Source organism: Parafrankia sp. EUN1f (assembly GCF_000177675.1).
GTDB lineage: Bacteria > Actinomycetota > Actinomycetes > Frankiales > Frankiaceae > Parafrankia.
In genome coordinates, this window is sequence record NZ_ADGX01000116.1 from 1 (window position 1) to 26,903 (window position 26,903).

Below are 26,903 nucleotides of genomic sequence, written 5' to 3' on the forward strand. Positions count from 1 at the left end.
GGAACTCGCAGTCGAACGGCCCGACGAATGGCGCTCCTCCTCGCGGATCTGCAGGGTCACCGGCTGGATGCGGTGCTCCTGCAGCTTGGCGACCATGAGCGCGAGGGTCAGCCGGGTGCCGATGAGTGGGATGTCCCGACGCTCGCGCAGGAGGTAGGGAACGGCCCCGATGTGATCCTCGTGCGCGTGGGTGAGGATCACCGCCTCGATGTCGTCGAGGCGATCCCGGATGGCGGTGAAGTCCGGCAGGATCAGGTCGACACCGGGCTGGTCGGTCTCGGGGAAGAGAACCCCGCAGTCGACGATGAGCAACCGGCCGGCATGCTCGAACACGGTCATGTTCCGGCCGATCTCGCCGAGCCCACCAAGCGCGATGATCCTCAGCCCGTCGGCGCGCAGCGGCGGGGGCGGACCCAGTACGGGGCGCGGAGGCGTCATGAAACCGCCGCCCCCGCGGCCGCCGCCGCGGTATCGGACCGTGGCGACGCCGAGGCGGCACCGCCGGCCGACCCGGCCGCACCGTCTGCACCGCCCTGGGCCCCCGCAGCCGCCGGGTCCAGCACGGCGGCGGCGAGATCGGCGCGCAGCCGCGCACACTCCGCCTCGGTGGCGTCGACCAGCGGGGACCGCACCGGCCCCGCGGGCAGGCCCGCCATCGCCAGCGCGGCCTTGGCCAGGATCACACCCTGGGTACGGAAAATTCCCTCGTATGCGGGCAGCAAGCCCTTGTGTAGCGCGATCGCCCGACCCACCTCACCGGCCCCGAAGGCCTCGATCATCGCCCTGATGGCGGGTGCGGCCACATGACCGACAACGCTGACCACGCCGCACGCACCAACGGACAGCAACGGAAGATTGAGCACGTCCGTGCCCGAGTAGTAGGCGAGGCCGGTGTTGGCCAGCACCCACGACGACCCGGCGAGATCGTCCTTCGCGTCCTTCACCGCGACGATCCGCGGGTGCTCCGCCAGCCGCAGGAGCGTCTCGGTCGCGACGGGAACTCCGGACCTGCCGGGAATATCGTAGATCATCGTAGGCAGGCCCGTCGCGTCGGCGACGGCCCGGAAGTGGGCGAGCAGCCCGGCCTGCGGCGGCTTGCTGTAGTACGGCGTGACGACCAGCAGGCCGTCAGCGCCCGCCTTCTCGGCCGCGCCAGCCAGCTCCAGCGTGTGCCGGGTGTCGTTCGTGCCGACCCCGGCGATGATCCGGGCGCGCCCGCCGACCGCCTCACGGACCACACGCAGCAACGTGTCCTTCTCGGCGTCCGACGTCGTGGGGGACTCACCCGTCGTACCGTTTATGACCAACGCCTCGTTACCGGCGTCGACGAGATGCTCGGCGAGCGCCGCCGCACCCGGGACGTCCAGGCCGCCGTCCGAGGTGAACGGCGTGATCATCGCCGTGATCATCCGCCCGAACGGGGCCGGGGGCAATGCTGACATACCTGCCACGCTAGCGGGCACCTCCGACATCTCCTCCGACGGTCACCGACCGGCGGAGTCGGCATCCCCCACCAGGCGCTGGAGCGGCGGGCGGGCGACATCATCCGGACAGTCGCGCCGGAAACCCACCGACCCGGCGGACCCGGGCAGGGAACGAAGATCTACTTTCAAGCGGCTTTCAGGACCCTGGCGCCAGCTCCGCCGGACTCGACGGACCAGCGGACGGACGGCCGGCGGGCTCTTTTCGAGCACCGGCGATCATGTTGCGGTCGAGCCGCACCCACAGCTCACGACGACCGAGACGGACGAACGACCGCAGGCCACCCACGCGCGCCGCGCCGCCCGCGACTCCGGCGCCATAGTTCTTTGGCATGCTCACCGCCCCGTCTCGCTCGACAGTTGGTTCAGGGTACCGCCCTGACCGCGGCGACGGTCGCCGTTCGCGGGCCCCGGCCGCGTCCTGCCGTCGTCACCAGGTCAGCCGGGCCCCCGGCGGCCGGTCTCCTGTGCCTGCCCGGACATGATCGACGACGCCGGTTCGTCCGGCGGGGTGTGCCAGCCCAGCGCCCGCAGCCCGGACAGCACCGCCAGCGCAACCAGCAACGCGAGCAGGGCCTGTTTCGTCGGCCCGAGCACCCAGGCCGCCAGGCTCGACCGCTCCCTGGTCAGCAGCACCGTGGCGGCGAACGACGACGGCACCGCCACCACCGCGACCGCGTCCGCCCCGAGCTGGAACGGCAGCGCCGACAGCGCGACCGTGAGGCTCATCAGGATCCCGATGGCCGCGGCCACCCGCCACACATCCGGCGAGACGCTCAGGCCGACCACGAGCCTGGCCCGCGCGGCGCGCCGCGCGTCCGTGCTGTAGAAGGCGTAGACCTCACGGTTGCCGTGGACGTCCTCGACGTAGGTCCGGGCGATCCTCCGGTGCCACAGGTCGACGGTGATCGGCGTGCTCAGCTCGATGCTGGAGTCGTCGGTGCCGATGCTGACGTGGTAGCTGCCAGGACCGCCCGGATCGATGTCCACGAGCGCGACCGGGGTCAGCCACCGCTGCCGAACCGGGACCTGCCCGTCGCGGACCGGGTGGCGCCGGGCCAGGATCGTCCGGCGCTCCTCCTTCATCTTGATCAGGCAGGGCCGGTACGGGTCGACGATGACCGCCGCGAGCGCCTCCCACCGCCGCCCGTACTCGGCGACGGTGCTCAGGACGGGCGTCGCCGCCGCGCCCGCCAGGCTCAGCTCGTCGATCCAGGTGGTGAACTCCCGCAGGTAGTACTCGATGTGCCCGATCTCCAACGGCGTCGGGACGTCCGGGTCCCGCCACAGCTCACCGACCGCGAGCAGCAGGGTGTCTGCGCTGCTCAGCGGGTCGAACGGCTCGTCCAGCGCCCGACCCAGCAGGGTCTGGGCCGGTTCGAGCAGCTCCTGCCAGGAACGCAGGGTCGGCGCGGGGACGACGAGGTCGGCCTCGGCGTCGAGATAGGTCCGCACCGCCTCGAACGACAGCGGCCGGTCCCCGCGGGGCGCCAGCCGCGGCAGGTTGCCGGAAAGCCGCCCGGGGCGGAAGCGTGAGATCGCGTCCACCACCCGGCGGGCCGGGCCTGGCAGCGGGCACCCGGCGGCCTCGGCGAGCAACGCGATCAGGTTGCCCTGGATCGCGACCGACGTCCCGTAGGGCATCAGATGGGCGTCCGACCCGCCGGGGCCGACGAGGTCGAACCCCACGAGCGCGCGTTTGGGCAGGGTGGAGATCGGGAGCAGGAGACAGACCTCGGGCGGCAGCCGGCCCGCGGTGTCGAGCCGGCCGGTGCCCGGGACGATGCTGTTCAGCAGCCCGTCCAGCGGCCCCCAGTTGATCGACCTGGCGAGCTGGCAGCGGTTGGCACTGACGATCGTGAACTGGTCGACGACCCGGCGCCGCAGCCCCTGGTACTCCGCCGGGGGCGCCAGCAGCATCGTGGTGACCTCGTCCACATCGGTGAGGTCGAGAATCGGGGCACTGTCGGCGTCATCCCGCCGGCGCCACCGCCGCAGGCGGCCGGGCCAGGGCCCCGCGGGTCCCCCCCATCCGCCTGAACCGCCCGAACCGCCCGAACCGCTCACATCGGGCGAGAGTAGCAGCACCCTCACATAGCGCGCACCCGCCCAAGATGCTCACCCCGCGTGTGCCGGCAGCTGGGCGCGGGCCGCCCGGGCGATCTCGACGTCCTCACGCGCCTCGATGATCAGGGTGCGGACCGGTGCTCCGGGAGCACTGATCTCCAGGTCCCCGCCCTGGTACGAGCCGTTGCGCTCCGCGTCGAGCGCGACGCCCAGGAAACCGAGCCCGGCGGCGGCGCCGGACCGCACCGGTGGGGCGTGCTCCCCCACCCCACCCGTGAAGACCAGGGCGTCCAGCCCACCGAGGGCAGCCGTCATGGCGGCGATCTCGGCCCGCAGCCGGTGCAGGTAGACGGCGAGGCCCAGGGCCTCCGGCGTACCGGGCCGCCGCGCGCCGTCGAGCACCGCGCGCATGTCCGCGGAGCCGACGAGCCCGGTCATGCCGCTGCGGTGGAACAGGGCGTCCGTCAGCTCCTCGGCGGTCATCCCCTGCTCCGTCTGCAGCCACAGCAGCAGGCCGGGGTCCACCGTTCCCGAGCGGGTGGCCATCACCATGCCCTCCAGCGGGGTGAAGCCCATCGTCGTGTCGACGCTGACGCCGTCGCGCACGGCCGCCAGCGACGCTCCCGAGCCCAGGTGCGCGGTGACGACGCGCCGGGCGCCGGTGAGCTCCGCGGCGCGTCGGGACGCGTACGCGTGGGACAGGCCGTGAAACCCGTACCGACGCACCCCGTACTCGTCGCGCCAGCGCATCGGAACCGGGTAGGTGATCGCCTCGGGCGGCATGCGGGCGTGGAACGCGGTGTCGAAGCAGGCGACCCGCGGCACCCCGGGCAGCACCGCCGAGACGTCCGCCAGCGCGGTCAGCGCCGCCGGCTGGTGCAGCGGCGCCAGCGGAACCAACGCGCGCAGCTGCCGCTCGACCTCGTCATCGACCAGGACCGGGTCGACGAAGACCGACCCCCCGTGCACCACCCGATGGCCGGTGATCGCCACCTCGCCTGCCTGGGCGAGCTCCTCGACCGCCCGTTCCAGCTCGTCGGGGTCGGGCCGGCCGGCGACCGCACGCAGGTCGTGCGCGGCCAGCACCCGGTCGCCCGGATCGAGCAGCCGCAGCTTCACGCTGGACGAGCCGGCGTTGACCACCAGCACGTTCCCGCCCATAAGACCCCGTCCTCGGTCGCTCTCGGTCGCTCCCGGCCCGACCTCAGTAGGGCCAGGTCCAGTCACGGATGCTGGGATCGTCCTCGCCGTGGTCCCGGGTGTAGGCGCGGGCCGCCAGCCGGGCGTCGATCATCCGCTGCCGCACGTGCGCGGCGCGCGCGCCCAGGCTGGGCACCCGGTCGATCACGTCGACCACCAGGTGGAAGCGGTCCAGGTTGTTCATCATCACCATGTCGAAGGGCGTGGTTGTCGAGCCCTCCTCGATGTAGCCCCGCACGTGCATGTTGTTGTGGTTGCGGCGGCGGTAGGTGAGCCGGTGGATCAGCCACGGATAGCCGTGGTAGGCGAAGATGACCGGCCGGTCCGAGGTGAACAGCGCGTCGAAGCGGGCGTCGGAGATCCCGTGCGGGTGCTCCGCCTCGTCCTGCAGGCTCATCAGGTCGACGACGTTGACGACGCGAACCTTCAGCTCGGGGAAGTGCTGGCGCAGGATGTCGACCGCGGCGAGCGTCTCCAGGGTCGGGATGTCCCCGGCGCACGCCATGACGACGTCGGGGGTGCCGTCGCCGTCCTCGGTGTGGTCGTTGCTCGCCCAGTCCCAGATCCCCAGGCCGCGGGTGCAGTGCGCGATCGCGTCGCGCATCGGCAGGTAGGTCAGCGCGGACTGCTTGCCGGCCACGATCACGTTGATGTAGTGCCGGCTGCGCAGGCAGTGGTCGGCCACCGAGAGCAGGGTGTTCGCGTCCGGCGGCAGGTAGACCCGGATGATCTCGGCCTTCTTGTTCACCACATGGTCGATGAAGCCCGGGTCCTGGTGCGAGAAACCGTTGTGGTCCTGCCGCCACACGTGGCTGGTGAGCAGGTAGTTCAGCGACGCGATCGGCCGCCGCCACGGAATGTGCCGGGACGTCTTCAGCCACTTCGCGTGCTGGTTCACCATCGAGTCGACGATGTGGATGAACGCCTCGTAGCACGAGAAGAAGCCGTGACGGCCGGTGAGCAGGTACCCCTCCAGCCAGCCCTGGCACAGGTGCTCGGAGAGCACCTCCATCACCCGGCCGTCCGGCGCCAGGTCCTCGTCGGTCGCCACGACCTCGGCGTTCCAGGCGCGCCCGGTGGTCTCGAACAGCGCGCCCAGTCGGTTCGACGCGGTCTCGTCGGGGCCCATGACCCGGAAGGTGTTCGGGTTGGAGCGCATGACGTCACGCAGGAAGCCACCGAGCACCCGGGTCGCCCCCGTCCAGGCGCGGCCGGGTTTGGGCACGTCGACCGCGTAGTCGCGGAAGTCCGGCAGGGTCAGGTCGCGCAGCAGCTCGCCGCCGTTGGCGTGCGGGTTGGCGCTCATCCGGCGCGTTCCCACCGGGGCCAGCGCCGCGAGCTCGGGCTTCAGCCGCCCGTCGGGGTCGAACAGCTCCCAGGGCCGGTAGCTGCGCAGCCAGGTCTCGAGCTGGGCGAGGTGGGCCGGGTCGCGCTTCGGCTCGCTGATCGGTACCTGGTGCGACCGCCAGTTGCCCTCGACCGGCAGCCCGTCCACCGTGGTCGGGCCGGTCCAACCCTTCGGGGTACGCAAGATGATCATCGGCCAGGCGGGCCGGGACGGATCACCAAGCCGACGGGCCCGGTCCTGGATGTCGTGGATCCGCGAGATCGCGAGGTCGAGACAGTGCGCGAATCGCTGATGGACCTCGGCGGGGTCGTCGCCGGCCACGTGCAGCGGCTCGTAGCCGTAGCCCCGCATCAGCGACTCGAGCTCGGCCTCCGGGATACGGGCGAGGATGGCCGGCTGCGCGATCTTGTAACCGTTGAGGTGCAGGATCGGCAGCACGACGCCGTCCCGCACCGGGTCGAGGAACTTGTTCGAGTGCCAGCTCGCGGCCAGTGGCCCGGTTTCCGCCTCACCGTCACCGACGACAGCGGCGACCAGCAGGTGCGGGTTGTCGAAGGCTGCTCCGAAGGCGTGCGTGAGGGCATAGCCCAGCTCACCGCCCTCGTGAATCGAGCCGGGCACCTCCGGCGCGACGTGGCTCGGAATGCCTCCGGGGAAGGAGAACTGGCGGAACAGCCGCCGCATACCCTCCCGGTCCTGGGCCACTGACGGGTAGATCTCGCTGTAGGTGCCCTCGAGATAGGTGTTCGCCACGATGCCCGGACCGCCGTGACCAGGGCCGATCACATAGATCGCGTCAAGGTCGTTGCGCCGGATGACCCGGTTGAGGTGGGCGTAGATCAGGTTGAGGCCGGGTGTGGTCCCCCAGTGGCCGAGCAGGCGCGACTTGATGTGCTCGGCCCGCAGGGGCTCGGTCAGCAGCGGATTGTCCAGCAGGTAGATCTGCCCGACCGAGAGGTAGTTCGCGGCCCGCCAGTAGGCGTCGACCAGGCGCAGTTCCTCGGTGGACAGCGGGCGCGCCGCCGCCACGGCTGGCCCTGCCGACCCCGCCGCCCTGGCTGAACCCGCGTCGATCTCGGCAACGTCGATCATGCTGGCCCTCCCCTGCCCGTCCCGCCCTGGCGCCGTTGCCCGCGCGTCTGCCCCACCGCTCAACCCCATCATCGTTCCCCTCGACCAGGCCCGAACGCTGATCCCTTGTGAGCATGGGAGTGGTCAGGTCCGCCTGCGGCTGGCGGGGCCGAACGTCGGGAGTCCCCGCGCCGAAGGGCCCTTGCCGGGCCGGCCGGGCGCAGGATCAGCCTTCGCCCGCCAACGGGCTCGACGCCACCTCGGTGCCGTCGTCGAGGGTTCGCACCTGGAAGTCGGCGAAGACGTTCGGCGCCACCTCTCGCAACGCCCGCAGGATGGCGACCGCCAGGCCGCGGATCTCGACATCGGCATGCTCGCTGGCCCGCATCGCGATGAAATGCCGCCACGCGCGGTAGTTGCCGGTGACGACGATCCTGGTCTCGGTCGCGTTCATCAGCACCGACCGGGCCGCCTGCCGTGCCTGCTTACGCCGCGACGTCGGCGCCGACACGTCGGCGAACCGCTTCTCCAGGCCCTCCAGCAGCCGCGCGTACGCCTCCATCGAGGCGGCGGCGGCCTCGGTGAACAGCTCGTGCAGCTCCGGATCGTCGGCGATCACCTCGGGCTCGACCAGTGCCGCGTCATGCTCGGGGACGTATCGCTGGGAGAGCTGGCTGTATGAGAAGTGCCGGTGCCGCACCAGCTCGTGCGTGAGACTGCGTGACACCCCGGTGATGTAGAGGGACACCGACCCGTGCTCGAGGACCGACAGGTGGCCGACGTCGAGGATGTGCCGCAGGTAGCCCGCGTTCGTCGCGGTCGCCGGGTTCGGCTTGCTCCAGCTCTGGTAGCAGGCGCGCCCCGCGAACTCCGCGAGTGCCTGGCCACCGTCGGCGTCGGTGCTCCATGGCACGTCGCTCGGCGGCAGGAACTCGGTACGGGCGATGACCTGCACCCGCAGGCGAGCCGCCGCCGGTACCTGGGCCCCCTCGGGGGACCGACCCGGCCCGGCGGACCCGACGGTTTCGTCCGGCATGAAGCCCTCCCCCACAGCGATCTCCACGAGATTGACCTCCACAAGGAATCCGCACCCACACGCTCGGCGACCCGCCCGACCCTCGATCTGGACTCGGGTCAGACGGCGCGCCGCGCGCGCCCCGGCCACGGGTCAGGCTGCGGATGCGAGCCTCCCGACCTCGCCGGCAGCGGATGCGCACCACGGTATCCGCTCGCCGCTTGGCGACCCGGCCGGGCATCGGACGAGACCCCGGGGGACCACCTCATCAACAGCAGCATCGTCTTCCCGGCCCGGCCCGCGCCGGGACCGTTCGCGTGGGCGTCATCGGCATGCACCAGACCGGTTACGTTCGAACCGCCCAACCGCCCCGTGTCGCCACCCACTTACCCGTCCGGTGACCCGTCCGGAACACGGCGGTGGCCGCGACGGCCCACCGTGGTACACCGGATGTGGGCTCGTCGCCACAGCCGGTGAGGGGTCCGGTGCTCACCCGGAAGTGTGGCCTCGGCCGGGGGTCTCCGCCCCCGTCAGCTCCCGGCCGAGGCCCACACCGACGGCGGGCACCATGTCCACCACGCGGCCGCGACCACCGGTCGGCCCGTCTCCCGCGCCGCCGACCGGCGCCGCGGCCGCGTGGCGCGAACGGGCGTCGCACGGATCAGGCGTCGGGTGCCCACTGTGCTGGGTCGGCGACGCGCTGGTCGCCGGTCGCCATGTTCTTGACCTCGTGCTCGCGGTCGTCCGCGAACGGCGGGAACCAGACGTTCGGGATTCCCTTGCGGGAGGCGTAGCGGACCTGCTTGGCGATCTTGTCGGCCTGGTGGTACGTCTCAACCCGCAGGCCGCGCTCGCGCAGCGTCCGGGCGGTGGCGAGCGCCACCTGACGCCGTTCGTCGCTCGGGATCACCATCAGGATTTGGGCCGGGCTCGCCGGGCCGCCGCCGACCAGGCCGTCCGCGACGAGCTTGGCGAAGATCCGGGTCAGCCCGATCGAGATCCCGACTCCGGGCAGATTGCGCCGGATGAACGTCCCGGCGAGGTCGTCGTACCGACCGCCTGAGCAGATGCTGCCGTAGCCGGGTGCGTCCACGAACTTCGCCTCGTAGACGGTGCCCGTGTAGTAGTCCAGGCCGCGCGCGATCGACAGGTCGGCCACCACGCTTCCCGCCGGCAGGTCGGCCAGGTCGTCAAGCACCCGCCCCAGCTCGTCGAGCCCTTCGGTGAGCAGGTCCGACTTGACCCCGAGCCGGCCGACCTCATCGACGACCGAAGCGTCGGAGCCCCGGACCCCGGCCAGGTCGAGGCAGGCCTTCGCCTGCTCCGCGCTGAGGCCCACCGGGCCGGTCAGCAGCGCCTCCACCCCCGCACGACCGATCTTGTCGATCTTGTCGGCGGCCCGGATCACGGCCAGCGGATCACCGATGCCGAGGCCCTCGTAGAACCCCTGCAGCACCTTGCGGTTGTTAATGTTCAGCGTCCAGGCTGGCACGCCGAGCGTGGTGAGGATCTCGTGCACGATCCGGGGCAGCTCGGCGTCGAAGTGCAGCGGCACGTTATCGACGTTGATGACGTCGATGTCGCACTGGGTGAACTCGCGGTACCGGCCCTCCTGCGGCCGCTCCCCGCGCCAGACCCGCTGGATCTGGTACCGCTTGAACGGGAAGACCAGGTCGTTGAAGTGCGCGGCGACGTACCGGGCGAACGGGACCGTCAGGTCGAAGTGCAGACCGAGACGCGCGCTGTCGTCATCGTCGGTGGCCTGCAGGCGCCGCAGGGTGTAGACCTCCTGCGACGTCTCACCCTTCGCCATCAGCGCCTCGAGCGCCTCCACCGACGGGGTCTCGACCGAGCAGAACCCGTACCGCTCGAACGAGGCACGAATGGTGTCCAGCCAGCGCAGCTCGACCATCCGCACGTCGGGAAGCCACTCGGGAAACCCGCTGACCAGCGTGGGACGAACCACGGGCGCATCGGCCATCGCCGATCAACTCCTCTTTCTCGACACTGCTGGCACGCGATCTCTTCGCGCGCTCATCGGACCCTGGAAGCGCGGTGATCACCGATGTCGAGAAAAGAAGAACACGATCCCAACCTTACAGCGGCACCGGTCGGCAACGGTCGGCACCAGCCGGTGCGGGCCGACGCGGACGTCAGCCGGCCCCGCTGCCAGCCCCGCTGCCGGCCCTGGTCCCGACGACGCCGCCGCCAGCCGGGGCTGTCCGCGCCGCGGCGGCGGAACCCGACCCGACAACGGTCAGGACACCGGTCGCATCGATCACGACACGGGCGGCCGCGGCGCCCGCCACCACCAGCTCACCGCGCTCCCGCACGCAGGCGAACAGGGCGACGTGCAGTGGACGGACGTCCGGCGGAAGGAAGCCGCCGTCGATGTCATACCGCGTGTTGGTGATCTTGCGCGTGGTGGCGCCCAGTTCCTGCGCGCCGGCGGGCGGGAGGTCCGCACGGGCGGTGACCATCATCTCGGTGCACCCGGCCGGCCAGGTCCAGCACAACCGGCCGGCCACCATCCGCAGGTCGGAGGCCGGGCCGATCTCGTCGGCCGCTGTGCGCGGTCCCGGCGGAGGCACCTCGAACGCGGCTGCGCCGGCCTGCCCGCCTTCGGGCGGTGCGCCGTCAACCGACCCCTGCGCGGAACCGCCGGTCTCGCTCCGGGGCTGCCCGGCCGCGGCCGGCCCGGCCGCGCTCGACCCGGCAGCGCCCGCCCCGGCGGCGCCCGCCCCGGCCGTGCCCGCCCCGGCCGTGCCGGCCGTGCCTGCGGGGTCGGGCCATCTCGCGGGCTTCGACCACACTCCGCCGATGCCTGCGATCACCTCGTATTCAGGGATCGACGAACCGCGGAACACCCCACCATCCTCGATGACGGTGGCTGGCGTGACTCCCACCGCCCGAGCCTTCCCGTCCGCCGTGATCCGGCGGATGCGATAGCTGACATCACCAGGAGTTACTGTCCGCTGCCAACTGATGACCACGGAGGACCCGTCCCACCGCGCGGCGACGCCGGTCGGCGGTTCGACCGACGCCGGCCCGGCAGCTGGCGTCTCGGCGGACCGCGGTTGTGCCGACAGCGGCTGCACCGGCAGCGGTTCCGCTGACGGCCGTTCGGTAGACGGCCGTCGGGTGGATGGCGCCGGGCGGGTGGACGTCTCTGCTCGCGAGCCCGCGGTCGACGACCCGGTTCCACCGCTCTGGGCGCCCGGGCCGGCGGCGCCGGCCGCGGGCGCGGGTTCGGCCAGCAGGGCGAGTGCCTCTTCGTGGTCCGCTACCAGGGCCACCGCCGCCCGGACCAGCCGGACCCGGTCCGGGCCGACCGACGTCCGCGCCCGGCGGACGAGCTCGTCCGCCTGGGCGCACTGGTCGAGGGCCAGCGCCCGCACCTCGTCGAGCAGCCGCCCACCGGGGCCTGGCACATCGGCGGCGAGGCGGGCCAGGGCCTCGACGAGGCCCAGCACCGCGCGGTGACGGTTCGCGGTGAGCTCGGCGACGATGGCCTGCCAGCGCTCGCCGGCGTCCCGGATCACCCGCTCGACCTCGTCGTCGAGCGCCCTGATCGGTGGCAGCGTCTCGCCCGCGAGCTCTCGGGCCCGGGCGATCTCACCGCTGGCCGCGATCGGCCGCCCCGCCCGCAGCTCGGCACGCGCACGCGACAGCAGAGCCTGCCAGTCGCTGGCCCGGGCCGGCGCCGGCCGGGAGGCGGACCGGTCGCGCGTGGGCGCGTCACTGCCGGTGGTCCCGGCCGCTCCCCCGGAGCCGCCCGCAGCCGGCCCACCGCCGCCCGTCCACCCACCGTGCGCGGCGCCGCTTCCCGGACGCGACGAGTGCGATGGGCTCGTCAGGTGCGCGGTCTCCGGTGGCTCCACGCCGTGCTCGCGGGCCAGATCCGCTACGACCGCGCGGGCCCGGCCCTGGTCGAGACCCTCGGCGACGGCCTGGGCGATGAGCTCGGCCGCGGCCGTGGCGAGGAGGCGGTCCTCGATCAGCACGGCGGTGGCCACCCGCGGCCGCAGCACCGCCTTGACCGGCTCGATCAGGGCGTCGAGATAGGCCTCCGGGTCGCCGTCGACGAGCAGCGCACGCGCCGCCGTGAGCAGGTCGTCCAACAGTGCGCGGCGCCGGTCCGGCCGGCGCTCGCGGTTACGCGCCGCGGCGGCGTCGCGGACGGCGCGGATCTCCTCCCGGCTGCTTTCCGGCGTGACCCCGAGCAGGTCGAAGAGGCTTCGCGGTGGGGTGGTTCCGACGATCCGGCCAAGCTCGTCGAGATCGGCGCGCACCTGGCGTATCACCTCGGCTGACACGGGCCGGCGGGCCGACGTGGCCGTGGCCCGTTCCGCCGTGCCGGCGGGGAGCCGCCGATGCCGGCGAATGCGCAGCTCGAACGCCGCGTCGTCGATGCCATGCGTGGCCGCCAGCGCACGCAGCCCGGCGATCTTGTCCTCGGGCAGGCCGCCGAAGCGGCTCACCAGCCGGCGAACGGCGGCGTCGAGCTCGGCGAAGCGCTCGCCGTCCCGGGCGGTGCGGGCGGCGGTGACCCGCCCGGCGAGCTCCGTTCGGGCGGCCGTCGTCCGCAGCGCCGCGGACAGTTCGCTGTGCAGGCCCAGCAGCGCGATGATCACACCGCGGTAGCGGGGATGGTCCCGGCTGCGCTGCCAGAACGCCCAGACCTCGTCGATGCGTGCCCAGACCTCGGCATCGCCGAGCCGAGCGGCCTCCTCGATCGGGATGTCGTAGATCTCGAACGGGTCACTCTGCTCGGCACCGCCGCGGGCGTGGACCGCGGCGAGCACCCGGCTCCGGTAGTCGTTCGAGTCGAAGGGCAGCACCGCGGACTCCCTGTTGAAGACGTGACGCTCTGACGGCGGCTTACGGCCAGCCCGGCGACCCACCGAGCCCGCCGAGCCCGCCGGAGTCACCGTCCAGCGGCTTCTTGCGCAGCGGGTCCGGACCGCCGGTGGCGGGCCGGTCCAGGCCCCGCTCCCGGCGGGCACGCGCGACCTGCTCACGCTCACGGGCGACGTCCGCCTGGCTGAGCGCGGCCGAGGTCTCGATGCGGACCGTCAACGGCTGGTCGGCGAGCCCTTCGTGGCGTGCCGTCACCTCCAGGATGCCGTCGAAGCCCATGCGGAACATGATTTCAATCTGGGTTCCGGCAGGATAGCCCGGCGGAATCCCGATGATCTCCGCATTGGTGATGATCTTGTTGTCCTCGATCCGGGTGGATTCCACTCCGCCGGCCTGTTCGACGACATGCACCATCACCGCGTCCTGATCATCGCGGACGGTGCCGAACAGCCGGCGAACGGCAACCGGCAGCCGGTCGTTGCGGTGTACGAGGAAGACCGCGCGCTGGTCGCCGAACCGGTCCAGCGCCAGCACCCCGAAGCCCCGCGACACCACGTTGACGACCTGGACCTCCACCGTCCGGCGAACCCGGTCGGCTGGCAGCCCGAGCGCCTCGGCCAACCGGCGGCAGGCGGCGTCCAGATCGGCCGGCGCCGCGGTGTCCACCGAGGCCCCGTCCACCAGCTGGCCGCGGGTCACCAGGTCGGCGGCGACCAGGCGCTCCATCGCCTTCTTCTGGCCGTAGATGGCGGCACCGCGGGCGACGGCCAGGTCGGGATCGGTGAGCTCCACCGGCACGGACAGCTCCGCGGCCAGGCGACGGGCGACGGCCGGCATCCGCGACGCCCCGCCGACGAGCAGGACCCGGTCGACACCGCGAACTCCCCGCTCACGGGCGGCGTCGATCGCCGACCGGGTCAGCGCGAGGGTGCGGTCGAGCAGACCGGCTGTCAGGTTCTCCATCTCGTCACGGGTGAGGGTGACGTCCAGAGACCTGCCGCTGTGGCTGACCGTGACCACGGTCGACTCGGCCTCAGTCAGCTCGCGGCGGGCACGCTCGGCCGCCAACGACAGCTCCTGGGCCGCCTCACCGTTGTCCAGCGGGTCGTCGGCCTCGGGATGGGCCGCCAGGAAGCGGTCGGAGAGAAAAAGGACGATCTTCTCGTCCCAGTCCGCCCCGCCGAGCTGATGATCGCCATCGGTGGCGACGACGGAGACCCTGCGGTCGGCGAGCTCGACGATGGTCACGTCGAAGGTCCCGCCGCCGAGGTCGTAGACGAGGGCCACCTCCTCGGCGAGCGCCCCCGGCCCGGCGAGTGTCCGCCGGCCCGCGACCTCGAAACGGGCGAACCCGTACGACAGCGCGGCGGCCGTCGGCTCGTTGATGACATCCACGACGTTCAGGCCGGCGTACTCCCCCGCCAGCACCGTCGCCCTGCGCTCCTCGTCACCGAAGTAGGCGGGGACGGTGATGACCACGTCGCGGACCGGCTCGCCGACGGTCAGACCGGCATCCGAGACCAGTGCCTTGAGGATCAGCCCGCTCACCGCGGGCGCCGACCACGCCGCCCCGTGCGTCACGAAGCGCCAGTCACGGTCGCCCATCCGGCGCTTGACGAGCGAACAGACGTCATCGGGGCGGGCCCGGGCGAGCCGCCGTGCGGTCTCCCCGGTGATGTAGTCGTTCTGACCGACGAAGAGGACCACGCTGGGCAGCGTGGACGACCCGTCCATCAGCGGGACGACCTCGGGATCACCCGAGCTCGCGACGGTCGCCAGGCAGCTGAAGGTCGTCCCCAGGTCAATACCGAAAACGGTTCCGGCGTTCGCCGCCCGGCCACCTGTATGTCGCGCCACACCCGAAACTTATCCATCCGCACCGGGTCGGGCAGAGAGCGGACTGGGTGACGGCTTCGCGACACCCCCGCCCGTACCGGTCAGCCGAGGTCCAGCAGGGCCTCCAGACCCACCGTGAGACCCGGGTGGTCGGCGACGTGGCGCACCGCGAGCAGCACGCCCGGCATGAACGAGGCCCGGTCCAACGAGTCGTGCCGGATGGTCAGGGTCTCCCCGGAACCACCGAGCAGGACCTCCTGATGCGCGACGAGCCCGCCGAGCCGGACCGCGTGGACCGGGACACCGGCCACCCGGGCACCGCGGGCCCCGTCGAGGGCCGAGGTCGTCGCGTCCGGCCCCGCCGGGTCCTGCCCGGCCGCCCGCCGGGAGGCCGAGACGAGCTCGGCGGTGCGGCGCGCCGTCCCGCTGGGCGCGTCGGCCTTGCCGGGGTGATGCAGCTCGACGATCTCCACGGACTCGAAGTAGGGCGCCGCCCGAGCCGCGAAGATCATCATCAGGACGGCGGCGATACCGAAGTTGGGGGCCACGAAAACCCCGACCGACGGATCGGGGCCCAGCCAGCCACGCACGGTGGCGAGGCGGTCGTCGTCGAAGCCGGTCGTCCCGACCACCGAATGGACGCCGTTCTCCACCGCCCACTGCAGGTTGTCCATGACCGCGTCGGGGTGGGTGAAGTCGACCAGCACGTCGGCCTTGGCGAGCCCGGAACGGTCGTCACCGGCGTCGATCTCGGCGACCAGCTCCAGATCGGGGGCCTCGCGAACAGCCCGGCACACCGTGGCACCCATCCGGCCACGGGATCCGAGCACACCGACAGCGATCACTTCATGCCCCTCCTGTGTCCTGCACGCGCCATGCCGCACCGCACCGCACCGCGGTCAGCGGGCGACGGCGGCGCTGAAATCGTGGTCGTCGAACGGGCCGATGACGCCCAGCGCCCACGGCTGGTCCACCAGCTCGCCCGCGAGCGCCCGCACGTCGTCCAGGGTCACAGCCTCGACCCGGGCGAGCACCTCGTCCACCGACAGCAGCTCGCCGTGCACCAGCTCGCTCTTGCCCAGCCGGCTCATCCGCGACCCGGTGTCCTCCAGGTTGAGCACGAGGCCCCCGCGGTTCTGGCCCCGGGCGCGGTCGAGCTCCTCCTGGGTGATGCCGTGCTCGGCGATCTGCTGCACCTGCTCGCGACAGATCTCCAGCACGTTGTCGGCCCGGCCCGGCGTGCAGCCCGCGTAGACCCCGAACAGGCCCGCGTCGGCGAACTGGTTGTCGAACGAGTAGACCGAGTACGCCAGGCCCCGCTTCTCCCGGACCTCCTGGAACAGCCTCGAACTCATGCCGCCCCCGAGCGCCGTCGACAGCACCCCGAGCGCGTAGCGCCGTGGATCGTGCCGGGAGAGACCGACCGTGCCGAGCACGACATGCGCCTGCTCGGTGGGCCGCCGGTCCACGACGATGCCCGGCGGCGGCGGGAAGGGATATTCGCCGCGGCGGACGTCCTGCGGCCGCGCGGGCCCGCCGAGGTGGTCGGCGAACGCCCGGACCACCCGGTCGAGGGCCTGGTCGTGCTCGAGGTTCCCGGCGATCGAGATCACGAGCGCCGGCGGGGCGTAGCGCTCCCGGTAGTAGTCGAAGATCGTCTCCCGGCCGAGGGCCTGGATCGTGTCGACCGTGCCCAGCACCGGCCGACCCAGCACCGAGGACCCGAGGACCGCGTCGGCGAAGACGTCGTGGACGACGTCGCCGGGATCGTCCTCGTGCATGGCGATCTCCTCGAGGATCACGCCACGCTCGGCCTCGACGTCGTCCGCGGTCACCAGCGAGTTGGCGACCATGTCACAGACGACGTCGACGGCGAGGTCCAGGTCCGAGTCGAGGACCCGGGCGTAGTAGCAGGTGTACTCCTTCGCCGTGAACGCGTTCAGGTCGCCACCGACCGCCTCGATGGCGGCGCTGATCGACAGTGCGTCCCGGCTCGGGGTGCCCTTGAAGAGCAGGTGCTCCAGGTAGTGCGAGCAGCCGCCGGTCAGCGGGGTCTCGTCGCGGGAGCCGACCCCCACCCAGACGCCGATGGCCACGGACCGGACACCGGGCACCTTCTCGGTGATGACCCGCAGGCCGCCGGGCAGCACCGTGCGGCGCACGGTGCCGGCCAGCAGCTCCTCGGGCCCGGATCCGGCGGCGAGCAGTTCGGCGACACGGACCGGCGACGGGGCGGAGGTGACCTCCGACCCGCGCGGAGCCGGCGTGCGCTCGTCGGACGTGGACAGATCCGTCTCCGTCACAACACTCCTGTCAGGAGGAGGACCCCCGCGGACACAGGGGTGACTCAGGATTCGGCGGCAACCGCGTCAACGGCCTCCGCGCCAGGCGCCAGGCTGATCTTGCCCCGCGCATCGATCTCCGTGATCTCCACCTGCAGCTTCTGGCCGACCGACAGCACGTCCTCGACCTTCTCCACCCGCTTGCCGCCCGCGAGCTGCTTGAGCTTGCTGACGTGCAGCAGGCCGTCCTTGCCCGGCGTCAGCGAGACGAAGGCACCGAAGTTGGTGATCTTCACGATGGTACCGAGGTAACGCTCGCCGACCTCGGGCATCTGCGGGTTGGCGATCGCGTTGATCGCCGAACGGGCGGTCTCGGCCGACGTCCCGTCGGCGGCGCCGATGTAGATCGTGCCGTCGTCCTCGACCGTGATCTCGGCGCCGGAGTCCGCCTGGATCTGGTTGATCATCTTGCCCTTGGGCCCGATGACCTCACCGATCTTGTCAACCGGGATCTTCACCGAGATGACCCGCGGCGCGTGCGTGGACATCTCGTCCGGCGCGCCGATGGCCTCGGCCATCACTTCCAGGATCGTCAGGCGGGCCGCCCGCGCCTGCTGCAGCGCACCGGCCAGCACCGAGGCGGGGATGCCGTCGAGCTTGGTGTCGAGCTGCAGCGCCGTCACGAAGTCGCGGGTGCCGGCGACCTTGAAGTCCATGTCACCGAAGGCGTCCTCGGCTCCGAGGATGTCGGTCAGGGTGACGAACGCGTCGCCCTCCTGGATCAGCCCCATCGCGATGCCGGCCACCGGCGCCTTGAGCGGCACACCGGCGTTCAGCAGCGACAGCGTGCTGGCACACACCGAGCCCATGCTGGTCGAACCGTTGGAGCCCAGCGCCTCGGAGACCTGGCGGATCGCGTAGGGGAACTCCTCGCGGTCCGGCAGCACCGGCAGCAGGGCCCGCTCGGCGAGTGCGCCGTGGCCGATCTCGCGCCGCTTCGGCGAGCCCACCCGGCCCGTCTCACCGGTGGAGTACGGCGGGAAGTTGTAGTTGTGCATGTACCGCTTGGTGCGCTCCGGGTTGAGCGTGTCGACGGTCTGCTCCATCCGCAGCATCGCCAGCGTCGTGACACCGAGGATCTGCGTCTCGCCCCGCTCGAACAGCGCCGAGCCGTGCACCCGCGGGATGTAGTCGACCTCGGCCGACAGCTCCCGGATCTCGGTGGTGGAACGGCCGTCGATGCGCACGCCGTCCGCGACGATCCGGGAACGGACCAGCTTCTTGGTCAGCGCCCGGTAGGCCGGGCCGATCTCCTTGTCGCGCCCCTCGAACTGGCCGGAGACCTTCTCCACGGCCAGCACACGCACCCGCTCCAGCTCCGCCTCACGCTCGGCCTTGCCGGCGATGCGCAGCGCCGCCGCCAGTTCCTCGCCGACCGCCGCTGTCAGCGACTCCAGCACGTCGGCGTGGTAGTCGACGAACAGGGGGAAGTCGCGCTGCGGCTTGGCCGCGCCGGCCGCCAGCTCGCTCTGGGCCCGGCACAGCTCGCGGATCGCCGGCTTCGCGGCCTCCAGACCGGCCGCGACGACCTCTTCGGTCGGCGCGGGCGAACCGCCCGCGAGCAGGCCCACCGTCCCAGGCGTGGCCTCCGCCTCGACCATCATGATCGCGACGTCGGAGCCGTCCTCCAGCACTCGGCCGGCCACGACCATGTCGAACGTCGCCCGCTCGAGCTCGGCGTGGGTCGGGAAGGCGATCCACTCACCGTCGACGAAACCGACCCGGGTCGCCCCGATCGGACCGCTGAACGGCAGCCCCGCCAGCATCGTGGACGCGCTCGCCGCGTTGATCGCGACGACGTCGTAGAGGGTCTCCGGGTCCAGCGCCAGCACCGTCGCGACGACCTGGATCTCGTTGCGCAGCCCCTTGGCGAACGAGGGCCGCAGCGGTCGGTCGATGAGCCGGCAGGTCAGGATCGCGTCCTCGCTGGGGCGGCCCTCCCGGCGGAAGAAGGAACCGGGGATGCGCCCCGCCGCGTACATCCGCTCCTCGACGTCGACCGTGAGCGGGAAGAAGTCCAGCTGCTCCTTCGGCGACCGACTCACCGTCGTCGCCGAAAGGACCATGGTGTCGCCCAGGTAGGCGACCACCGAACCGGCCGCCTGCCGTGCCAGCCGGCCGGTCTCGAATCGCACCGTGCGGGGCCCGGCCGGCGTCGTGATGACCGCCTCGGCCGCCTGTGTCGAGTCGTCCACTCGATACTCCATCCTCTTCGTGGGCCGTGCCCGCGCCATCGAGGATGCCGGTGCTCAGTCGAAGTCTCCCGGGCCCGGCACCGCTGGCACCGCTCGGGCGGCCACGACCGAGGACCGGCGACTCATGCCGCGCGGACCCGGTCAGGTCCTGCGGCCGCCGGGCGGCCTGAGCGCCGCCGGCGGCCCGACGCCCCGGTACCTACCCCGGATGCGCCGGAGGGAGCGCCACCGGGCGCTCCCTCTTGGTTGCTATCGACGCAGACCGAGTCGCTCGATCAGTGCGCGATAGCGGTTGATGTCCGTCTTCGCCAGGTAGTTCAGCAGGCGGCGCCGGCGCCCGACGAGCAGCAGCAGCCCGCGTCGACTGTGGTGGTCGTGCTTGTGGACCTTCAGGTGCTCGGTCAGGTCACTGATGCGACGGGTCAGCATCGCCACCTGGACCTCGGGCGAACCCGTGTCCCGTTCGACCGTGGCGTAGTCCGACATGATCTTCTGCTTGACGTCGCTTGAGAGCGGCACGCTCCACCTCGTTCCTCGTCTGGGACGGCGCGAGCCCGGGGTCTTCTGCACCCGAGCCTCCTGCCGGTGTAAGCCTGGCGAACCGTCGCCCCACGCCCACCGACCCCCGGGGCCATCGGCACCACACCGAACCCGCCCCTACGATCGCCGGACCTCGACGACAGCTGAGCGCCATCAGCCGCTGCGCACCACCACCTGCACCCGGCCCCACCCTCGGTGTCTCCACCGCAGTGGACCGGGCACCACCAGTTGCACCACGCAAAACAAGCTGTGAACCATCAGCAACCGCCGCGAGCCAACCATTCGGCACGCCGTCACCGGACACACCGCTCCCGCTTGAAGGGCAAGCCTATCAACCCCCGGGGGGCCGCCCGGACACCGACTGAGCCCTTTCCGTCGTCGGCTCACACCCGCGGCTTCCTTGACCGTGGACCGTCAGACGGAAAAGTCTCACGGTCAGACGGGCAGGGTGGCCGACCGGGTCTCGTCCACATCTCGCCCCATCTGTTCGACAAGCTCATCAACGGAGTCGAATCGCAGAGTGGGACGCAACCTGCGGGTGAACTCGTAGGTCATGTACTCGCCATAGAGGTCGCCGTCGAAGTCCAGCAGGAACGCCTCGACCCGGCGGTCCCGCCCCTCGAACGTCGGGTTCGTCCCGATCGAGATCGCGGCGGCCCGGCGCTGGTCGGACCAGCTCGCGAAACCGGCGTAGACGCCGTCGTCAGGAATCGCGGACCACGGCGCGCACTGCAGGTTCGCCGTCGGGTAGCCGATCGTCCTGCCACGCGCGTCGCCGTGCACGACGACGCCCTCCACCCGGTGCGGCCGCCCCAGCGCCGCCGCGGCGCCCTCGACATCCCCGGCGGCCACCCGCCGCCGGATCTCGGTCGAGGAAAGCACCTTCTCGTCCGCGCGGACGAGCCCGATGCCCTCCACCTCGAAGCCCTCCGCCCGCCCGTCACGGGCCAGGCTCTCGACGTTGCCGGCCGCCCGGTGGCCGTAGGTGAAGTTCTCCCCCACCACCACGGTCGTCGCGCGCAGCCGCCCCACCAGAACCTGGCGGACGAACTCCTCCGCCGGGATCCGGCTGAACTCCAGGGTGAACGGGGCGACGCACAGCGCGTCGACGCCGATCGCGGCCAGCAGCTCCGCCTTGTACCGCAGCGTGGTCAGCTGGGCGGGATGGGTGCCGGGACGGAGAACCTCCGCCGGGTGCGGGTCGAAGGTCAGCACCGTCGACCGTTGCCCGCGCTGGCGCGCGAGCTCGACCGCCCTGCCCACGATCCGGCGGTGCCCCAGGTGAACACCGTCGAAGAAGCCAATGGTGACGACTCCCCCCGGCCAGTCCTCCGGGGTGTTCTCCACTCCGCGCCAACGTCGCACCTGCCGAAGCCTAGGGCATCGCGAGTCGATCTTCGATCGCCGTTCGGGGCAACGGGGTGACCACTGCGGCCGCCATCGGGGACCGCGCCGACAGACCATTGCGCGCCGAGTCGAACGCCTACGCCGGCGCGAACACGACCACGGGCCGGGCTGTTTCGTCTCGATCCTCGAACAACGCCAGGACCGCGCCGTCCGGCCCGAACACGCCATACGGGCCGGAACGACCTAGCGCAGGCAACCATCGACCGTGAGCGACATCACGCGCCTGATCGAGATCGACATCGCGGCGCGGGAAGGCCGCCGCGACCGCCGCTCCCAGCGGGACGACCGCCGCGGGACCCCGCTCGGCCAGCTCGTCGAGGCCGACCGCGGCCGCCAGGCCGAACGGCCCGACCTCGCTGCGGCGCAGCGCCGTGAGGTGGCCGCCGCAGCCGAGCGCGGCGCCCAGATCACGCGCGAGAGCACGGATGTAGGTGCCGCTCGAACAGGCCACGACGACGTCCAGGTCGGTCCCACGACGGGTCAGCAGCTCGAAACGGCTCACGGTGACCCGGCGAGGCGCCAGCACCACATCCTCGCCGGCCCTGACCCGCGCGTAGGCCCGCACACCATTGACCTTCACCGCGCTGACACTGGACGGAACCTGGTCGATCGCACCGGTCAGCGCCGCCATCCCGGCCGCGAGCTCGCCCGCGCCGACCTCGACCGGCCGGTCGGCGACCGGCTCGCCCTCGGCGTCGTCCGTCGTGGTGGTCCGCCCGAGCCTGATCGTGGCCTCGTAGACCTTCGCCGTCAGGGCCAGATGGCCGAGCAGCCGGGTACCGCGCCCGACGCCCAGCACGAGCACACCGGTCGCCATCGGATCAAGGGTCCCGGCGTGGCCGATGCGCCGGGTCCGCAGCAGGCGTCGACAGCGGGCGACGACGTCGTGCGACGTCCAGCCGGCCGGCTTGTCGACGACGACGAGCCCGTCCGGAGTGGACGGAATGGGCGGCGTTGGCGGCGCGGGCGGTGACGTGGCGCTCACCGGCTCAGCCGGGGGGCGTGGACGAGCTCCTCACGGAACCGGTCCATCGTGGCCGCCAACGACTCCGAGGACGAGACCCCGGCGGCGAAACGGTGCCCGCCGCCACCGAGCGCGGTGCACAACGCACCGACATCCACCGCGCCCTTGGAACGCACCGACAGCTTCCAGATCCCGCCGTCCTGCTTGCACACGAGCGCGACCTCGGCCTCCGACACCGTACGCACGGTATCGATCACGGCCTCGATCTCGTCATAACCGATCCCGGCCAGCCGCAGATCGGACTCGGTGCACCAGGTCCAGATGAGATCGAACTCCGGCTCGAGCCGCGCCCGTTCCAGGGCCTGGCCCAACAGTTTGAGATAGCCGAAGCGGTGGGTGTCCCACAGCGTGCGGCAGATCTGGTCGTGGCGGATGCCGGTGGCAAGCAGCCGGGCAGCCAGCTCGTGGACCGCGGGCGTCGTCGCCGCGAAGCGGAACGAGCCGGTGTCCGTGACGAGACCCGTGTAGACCGCCGCGGCGATGTCCCGGTCGAGCTCCGCCCCGAGCGCGTCGATGATCCGCGTGACCAGGACGCTGGTCGACGCGGCCTCCGGATCGACGAAGTTGACCTCTCCGAAGAGGGTGTTCGAGGCGTGATGGTCCACGACCAGCGACTGAGTACCGGCGAGCCGTCGCGACAGCCGGCCCAGCCGCTCCTCGCTGCCGACGTCCAGGGTCACCACCAGTGCCGCGGCGGCGTCGAATCCGTCGAGGTCGCCCGGTGCGACGAGCAGATCCTGACCGGGAAGGAAACGCAGCGTACGGGGGACGACGAACGGCTCCGCGTCGAACGAGACCCGCGGTCGCGCGCCCAGGCGGCGCAACGCCAGGCCCAGCGCGATGGCCGACCCGAGGCTGTCACCGTCCGGGTTGACATGCGCCAGCAACAGCACCGGCGCACCCGCGTCCGCGGCCGAGCGCAACGCCCGGACCGCCGCGCCGAAGGCCTCACCGGCGCCGACCGCACCGGCACCGGCAGTCGCACCGGCAGCAGCGGTCGCACCGGCAGCAGCGGTCGCACCGGCAGTGGCAGTGGCAGTGGCACCAGTGCGGTCCGTGTCCCCGGTACCAGCGCCCATCGGGCCCGTTCCCGCGGACATGACGGTCATGACGCCGACTCCCGGCGCGCGGCCTCGCGGTCCTCCCCGGCGACCTCGTCGAAGCCGACGCCGGCGTCCCCGCCATCGTCCTCGTCCTCGTCCAGCCCGTCCGCGAAGGTGTCGGCGTCAGTGCCGGCGTCGGAGAGGTCGAGATCGTCGATCTCACGGGGCCGGCGGTAGGGGTCCGGCTCACCGGCGGGCTGGGCGTCCTGCCGGGCCAGCGCCAGCTCCGCGTCGCGCCGGCGCGCCACGGAGAGCAGGTCCTCCAGATGCCGCGCATCGTCCGGCAGCCGGTCGTGCACGAACGTCAACGTCGGGGTGACCTTGACGCCGGTCGCCCGCCCGACCTGGCTGCGCAGCATGCCCTTGGCCGACTCCAGCGCCGCGGCCGAGGCCTGCCGGGCCTCGTCGTCGCCGTAGACCGTATAGAAGATCGTCGCGTCCACCAGGTCCGGCGTCACCCGGGCGTCCGTGATGGTCACCATTCCGAGACGGGGGTCCTTGACACCGCGCTCCAGCGTGGACGCGACCACCTCACGGATGCGTACCGCCAATCGACGCGCGCGAGCCGGATCAGCCACCGCCCACCTCCCTCACTCACCCGGTCGACCTGGGCGGCGGACACCACGGTGCCCGGCCTGACCACGGTCGACACCCACCATTTCCTACCTACCCCGGGTCACTGCCCACTCGGCTGCTCCGGGCAGGCCAGACCGCAGCGGAGATGCGCCAGCAGCCTGGATGACCACCCGGAAGCGTCCTAGGACAGGGCTGTCTCCGAGCAGGTCATGCCGTCGGCATCCTGATCGGACAGGTAGCGCACCCGCGCCGAGAGAATCTCCAGCTCAGGGCGTCCGGCCACCAGGTCCTCGCAGGCGCTGAGCACGTCCGCGCAGTGCGCCCGGTCCGCGGCCACGACGGCGACCCCGATCTCGACCCGACGGTGCAGATCGTGGCTCCCGGTCTCCGCGACGCTGACGACGAACCGCCGACGAAGCTCCGCGACGACCGGCCGAACCACCGACCGCTTCTCCTTCAGGGAATGCACGTCCCCGAGAAGGATGTCCAGTGTCAGACTCCCGATCCACATGATCTTTCCGCGGCCTGTCGGGCGACGTCCCGGTGCCGGTCGAACCCGCGATGGGTTCGACCGGCACCGGCTTCGTCGGATCAGGCGCGGGGAACCTCCCGCTGCTCGAAGGTCTCGATCACGTCATCGATCTTGATGTCGTTGAACGACCCGAGACCGATACCGCACTCGTAGCCCTCGCGAACCTCGGTCGCGTCGTCCTTGAAGCGCTTGAGCGACTCGACGGTGAGGTTGTCCGCGACCACGACACCGTCCCGGATGAGCCGGGCCTTGGTGTTGCGGCGGATGATGCCGGACCGGACCAGCGAACCTGCGACGTTGCCCACCCGAGGAACGCGGAAGACCTCGCGCACCTCGGCGGTGCCGAGCTGAACCTCCTCGTACACCGGCTTGAGCATGCCCTTGAGGGCGTTCTCGATGTCCTCGATGGCCTGGTAGATCACCGAGTAGTAGCGGACCTCGACACCCTCGCGGTCGGCCAGCTCCGTCGCCTTGCCCTGCGGCCGGACGTTGAAGCCGATGATGACCGCTTCCGAGGCCGACGCCAGCATGACGTTGGTCTCGGTGATCGCACCGACACCGCGGTCGATGATCCGCAGGCCGACCTCGTCGCCGACGTCGATCTTGAGCAGAGCGTCCTCGAGGGCTTCGACCGAACCCGACACATCGCCCTTGAGGATGAGGTTGAGCTGGGTCTTCTCGCCCTCCTTCATCCGCTCGAGGATCGACTCCAGCGTCGGGCGGCCACGGCTCAGCGCCAGCTCGGCGTTGCGCTCGCGGGCCTGCCGGCGCTCGGCGATCTGCCGGGCGACCCGGTCCTCGGGCACGACGAGGAAGTTGTCACCGGCGTCGGGAACGCTGGTGAAACCGAGCACCTGCACGGGACGGGCCGGGCCCGCCTCCGAGACCTGGGCACCGTTCTCGTCGAGCATCGCCCGGACGCGACCGAAGGCCTCGCCGGCGACGACCGAGTCACCGACCCGCAGGGTTCCGCGCTGGACCAGCACGGTCGCCACCGGGCCGCGCCCACGGTCGAGGCGACCTTCGATCGCCACGCCCTGAGCCTCGGTCCCCGTCGGGGCCTGCAGGTCGAGGGAGGCATCCGCGGTCAGGATGACCGCCTCGAGCAGCTCGTCGATACCGGTCCGGTTACGGGCGGACACGTCGACGAACATCGTGTCGCCGCCGTACTCCTCCGCCACCAGGCCGTACTCGGTGAGCTGGCCGCGGACCTTCGCCGGGTCCGCGCCCTCCTTGTCGACCTTGTTCACCGCGACCACGACCGGCACACCGGCCGCCTGGGCGTGGTTCAACGCCTCGATCGTCTGCGGCTTCACACCGTCATCCGCCGCCACCACGAGGACCACGATGTCGGTCACCTGCGCACCACGGGCACGCATCGCGGTGAAGGTCTCGTGACCCGGGGTGTCGATGAAGGTGATCGGACGCTCGGTGCCGTCGACGTTCGCCCGTACCTGGTAGGCACCGATGTGCTGGGTGATGCCGCCGGCCTCGCCGCCGACGACGTCCGTCGAGCGGACCGCGTCGAGCAGCTTGGTCTTTCCGTGGTCGACGTGACCCATGACCGTGACCACAGGTGGCCGGGCCGAGAGCTCGATGTCGTCGCCGTACTCGCCGCCGAAGGAGAGGTCGAAGCTCTCCAGGAGCTCCTTGTCCTCATCCTCGGGGCTGACGATCTGCACGTCGTAACCCAGCGTCACACCAAGCAGCTGCAGCGTCTCGTCCGTGCAGGACTGGGTCGCGGTGACCATCTCACCCAGCTGGGTGAAGACCACCTGGACCAGCGCACCGGGGTTCGCGTCGATCTTGTCCGCGAAGTCGGCGAGCGACGCACCGCGAGGAAGCCGGATCGCCTGGCCGTTGCCGCGCGGGACCATCGCCCCCATGCGCGGCGCCTCAAGCCCGCTCTCCCATTCCTGCCGCTTCGCGCGCTTGGACTTGCGCTGCCGGCCGGGACGCCCACGACCGCCGGGCCCGAAGGCACCGGCCGTCGTGCCACCACGGCCACGACCACCGGCAGCCGGACGCCCGCCGCCACCGGGACCACCGCCGCCACCGGGACGACCGGGAGCACCGCCACCGCCGCCACCGGGACGGCCGGGAGCACCGCCCGCCGGACGCGGCTGGAACATGTTCGAGTTGGGGCGCGGGCCGCCGGAGCCACCGGGACGCGGCGGCATCTGGTTCGGCGACGGACGCGGACCACCGGGACCACCGCCGGAGCCGCCGGGACGCGGCGGCATCTGGTTCGGCGACGGACGTGGACCACCGGGACCACCCGGGCCGCCGGGGCGCGGACCACCCGG

19 protein-coding genes and 1 pseudogene are annotated in these 26,903 nt (G+C 71.8%); all 20 read right to left on the reverse strand.

Translation table 11 applies throughout. The features are described from left to right. A pseudogene (locus FREUN1FDRAFT_RS27410) lies at positions 1-438 on the reverse strand (MBL fold metallo-hydrolase); the annotation flags it as partial. Continuing rightward, positions 435-1,472 carry a 4-hydroxy-tetrahydrodipicolinate synthase gene (dapA, locus tag FREUN1FDRAFT_RS27415; RefSeq protein WP_035953844.1) on the reverse strand — a complete coding sequence of 346 codons (1,038 nt, stop codon included), beginning with the start codon at positions 1,470-1,472 and terminating at the stop codon, positions 435-437. The pseudogene FREUN1FDRAFT_RS27410 and the gene dapA, both read right to left, overlap by 4 nt. 148 nt (positions 1,473-1,620) lie before the next feature. Continuing rightward, complete coding sequence (locus FREUN1FDRAFT_RS42070) at positions 1,621-1,815, reverse strand: hypothetical protein (RefSeq protein ID WP_006543537.1); 195 nt, start codon at positions 1,813-1,815, stop codon at positions 1,621-1,623. Positions 1,816-1,919: 104 nt separating this feature from the next. Then, entirely contained in the window at positions 1,920-3,401 is a 1,482-nt protein-coding gene (locus FREUN1FDRAFT_RS27420; RefSeq protein ID WP_006543538.1) for a hypothetical protein, read from the reverse strand. 198 nt (positions 3,402-3,599) lie between these two features. After that, positions 3,600-4,709 carry an acetate/propionate family kinase gene (locus FREUN1FDRAFT_RS27425; RefSeq protein ID WP_006543539.1) on the reverse strand — a complete coding sequence of 370 codons (1,110 nt, stop codon included), beginning with the start codon at positions 4,707-4,709 and terminating at the stop codon, positions 3,600-3,602. A gap of 43 nt (positions 4,710-4,752) precedes the next feature. Next, positions 4,753-7,188, reverse strand: coding sequence for a phosphoketolase (locus FREUN1FDRAFT_RS27430; protein ID WP_006543540.1), 2,436 nt, complete (start codon positions 7,186-7,188; stop codon positions 4,753-4,755). A 205-nt stretch (positions 7,189-7,393) separates the two neighbouring features. Continuing rightward, positions 7,394-8,203 (reverse strand): FAD-dependent thymidylate synthase, encoded by an 810-nt coding sequence (gene thyX / locus FREUN1FDRAFT_RS27435; RefSeq protein WP_232295440.1) that lies wholly within the window; start codon positions 8,201-8,203, stop codon positions 7,394-7,396. A 640-nt stretch (positions 8,204-8,843) separates the two neighbouring features. Further along, on the reverse strand, positions 8,844-10,163 hold the full coding sequence (hisS, locus tag FREUN1FDRAFT_RS27440) for a histidine--tRNA ligase (RefSeq protein ID WP_006543542.1): 1,320 nt from the start codon (positions 10,161-10,163) through the stop codon (positions 8,844-8,846). A gap of 172 nt (positions 10,164-10,335) precedes the next feature. Further along, complete coding sequence (locus FREUN1FDRAFT_RS27445; RefSeq protein ID WP_006543543.1) at positions 10,336-13,023, reverse strand: hypothetical protein; 2,688 nt, start codon at positions 13,021-13,023, stop codon at positions 10,336-10,338. 40 nt (positions 13,024-13,063) lie between these two features. Further along, positions 13,064-14,899 carry an Hsp70 family protein gene (locus FREUN1FDRAFT_RS27450; RefSeq protein WP_006543544.1) on the reverse strand — a complete coding sequence of 612 codons (1,836 nt, stop codon included), beginning with the start codon at positions 14,897-14,899 and terminating at the stop codon, positions 13,064-13,066. 80 nt (positions 14,900-14,979) lie between these two features. Next, positions 14,980-15,723: a 4-hydroxy-tetrahydrodipicolinate reductase gene (gene dapB, locus FREUN1FDRAFT_RS27455; protein ID WP_006543545.1), complete on the reverse strand. Its 744-nt coding sequence runs from the start codon at positions 15,721-15,723 to the stop codon at positions 14,980-14,982. Between the two features lie 54 nt (positions 15,724-15,777). Beyond that, the gene (locus FREUN1FDRAFT_RS27460) at positions 15,778-17,181 is read right to left on the reverse strand and encodes a pitrilysin family protein (protein ID WP_006543546.1); all 1,404 of its coding nucleotides are present in this window, start codon (positions 17,179-17,181) and stop codon (positions 15,778-15,780) included. A gap of 44 nt (positions 17,182-17,225) precedes the next feature. Further along, positions 17,226-19,415 carry a polyribonucleotide nucleotidyltransferase gene (locus FREUN1FDRAFT_RS27465; protein ID WP_006543547.1) on the reverse strand — a complete coding sequence of 730 codons (2,190 nt, stop codon included), beginning with the start codon at positions 19,413-19,415 and terminating at the stop codon, positions 17,226-17,228. A 249-nt stretch (positions 19,416-19,664) separates the two neighbouring features. Beyond that, entirely contained in the window at positions 19,665-19,934 is a 270-nt protein-coding gene (gene rpsO, locus FREUN1FDRAFT_RS27470; protein WP_006543548.1) for a 30S ribosomal protein S15, read from the reverse strand. A gap of 456 nt (positions 19,935-20,390) precedes the next feature. Next, the gene (locus FREUN1FDRAFT_RS27475) at positions 20,391-21,320 is read right to left on the reverse strand and encodes a bifunctional riboflavin kinase/FAD synthetase (protein ID WP_006543549.1); all 930 of its coding nucleotides are present in this window, start codon (positions 21,318-21,320) and stop codon (positions 20,391-20,393) included. A 118-nt stretch (positions 21,321-21,438) separates the two neighbouring features. Then, a complete protein-coding gene (truB, locus tag FREUN1FDRAFT_RS27480) occupies positions 21,439-22,347 on the reverse strand; it encodes a tRNA pseudouridine(55) synthase TruB (RefSeq protein WP_006543550.1) in 909 nt (302 codons plus the stop codon). Next, positions 22,344-23,495, reverse strand: a complete 1,152-nt coding sequence (locus FREUN1FDRAFT_RS27485; RefSeq protein WP_006543551.1) for a bifunctional oligoribonuclease/PAP phosphatase NrnA — start codon at positions 23,493-23,495, stop codon at positions 22,344-22,346. The genes truB and FREUN1FDRAFT_RS27485 overlap by 4 nt, the downstream gene beginning before the upstream one ends. Then, complete coding sequence (gene rbfA, locus FREUN1FDRAFT_RS27490; protein ID WP_006543552.1) at positions 23,492-24,067, reverse strand: 30S ribosome-binding factor RbfA; 576 nt, start codon at positions 24,065-24,067, stop codon at positions 23,492-23,494. Before rbfA ends, FREUN1FDRAFT_RS27485 begins: the two co-directional genes overlap by 4 nt. Before the next feature lie 179 nt (positions 24,068-24,246). Further along, positions 24,247-24,576 carry a DUF503 domain-containing protein gene (locus FREUN1FDRAFT_RS27495; protein ID WP_006543553.1) on the reverse strand — a complete coding sequence of 110 codons (330 nt, stop codon included), beginning with the start codon at positions 24,574-24,576 and terminating at the stop codon, positions 24,247-24,249. 80 nt (positions 24,577-24,656) lie between these two features. Continuing rightward, a partial coding sequence (gene infB / locus FREUN1FDRAFT_RS27500) for a translation initiation factor IF-2 (protein WP_050796058.1) occupies positions 24,657-26,903 on the reverse strand: 2,247 nt, incomplete at its 5' end.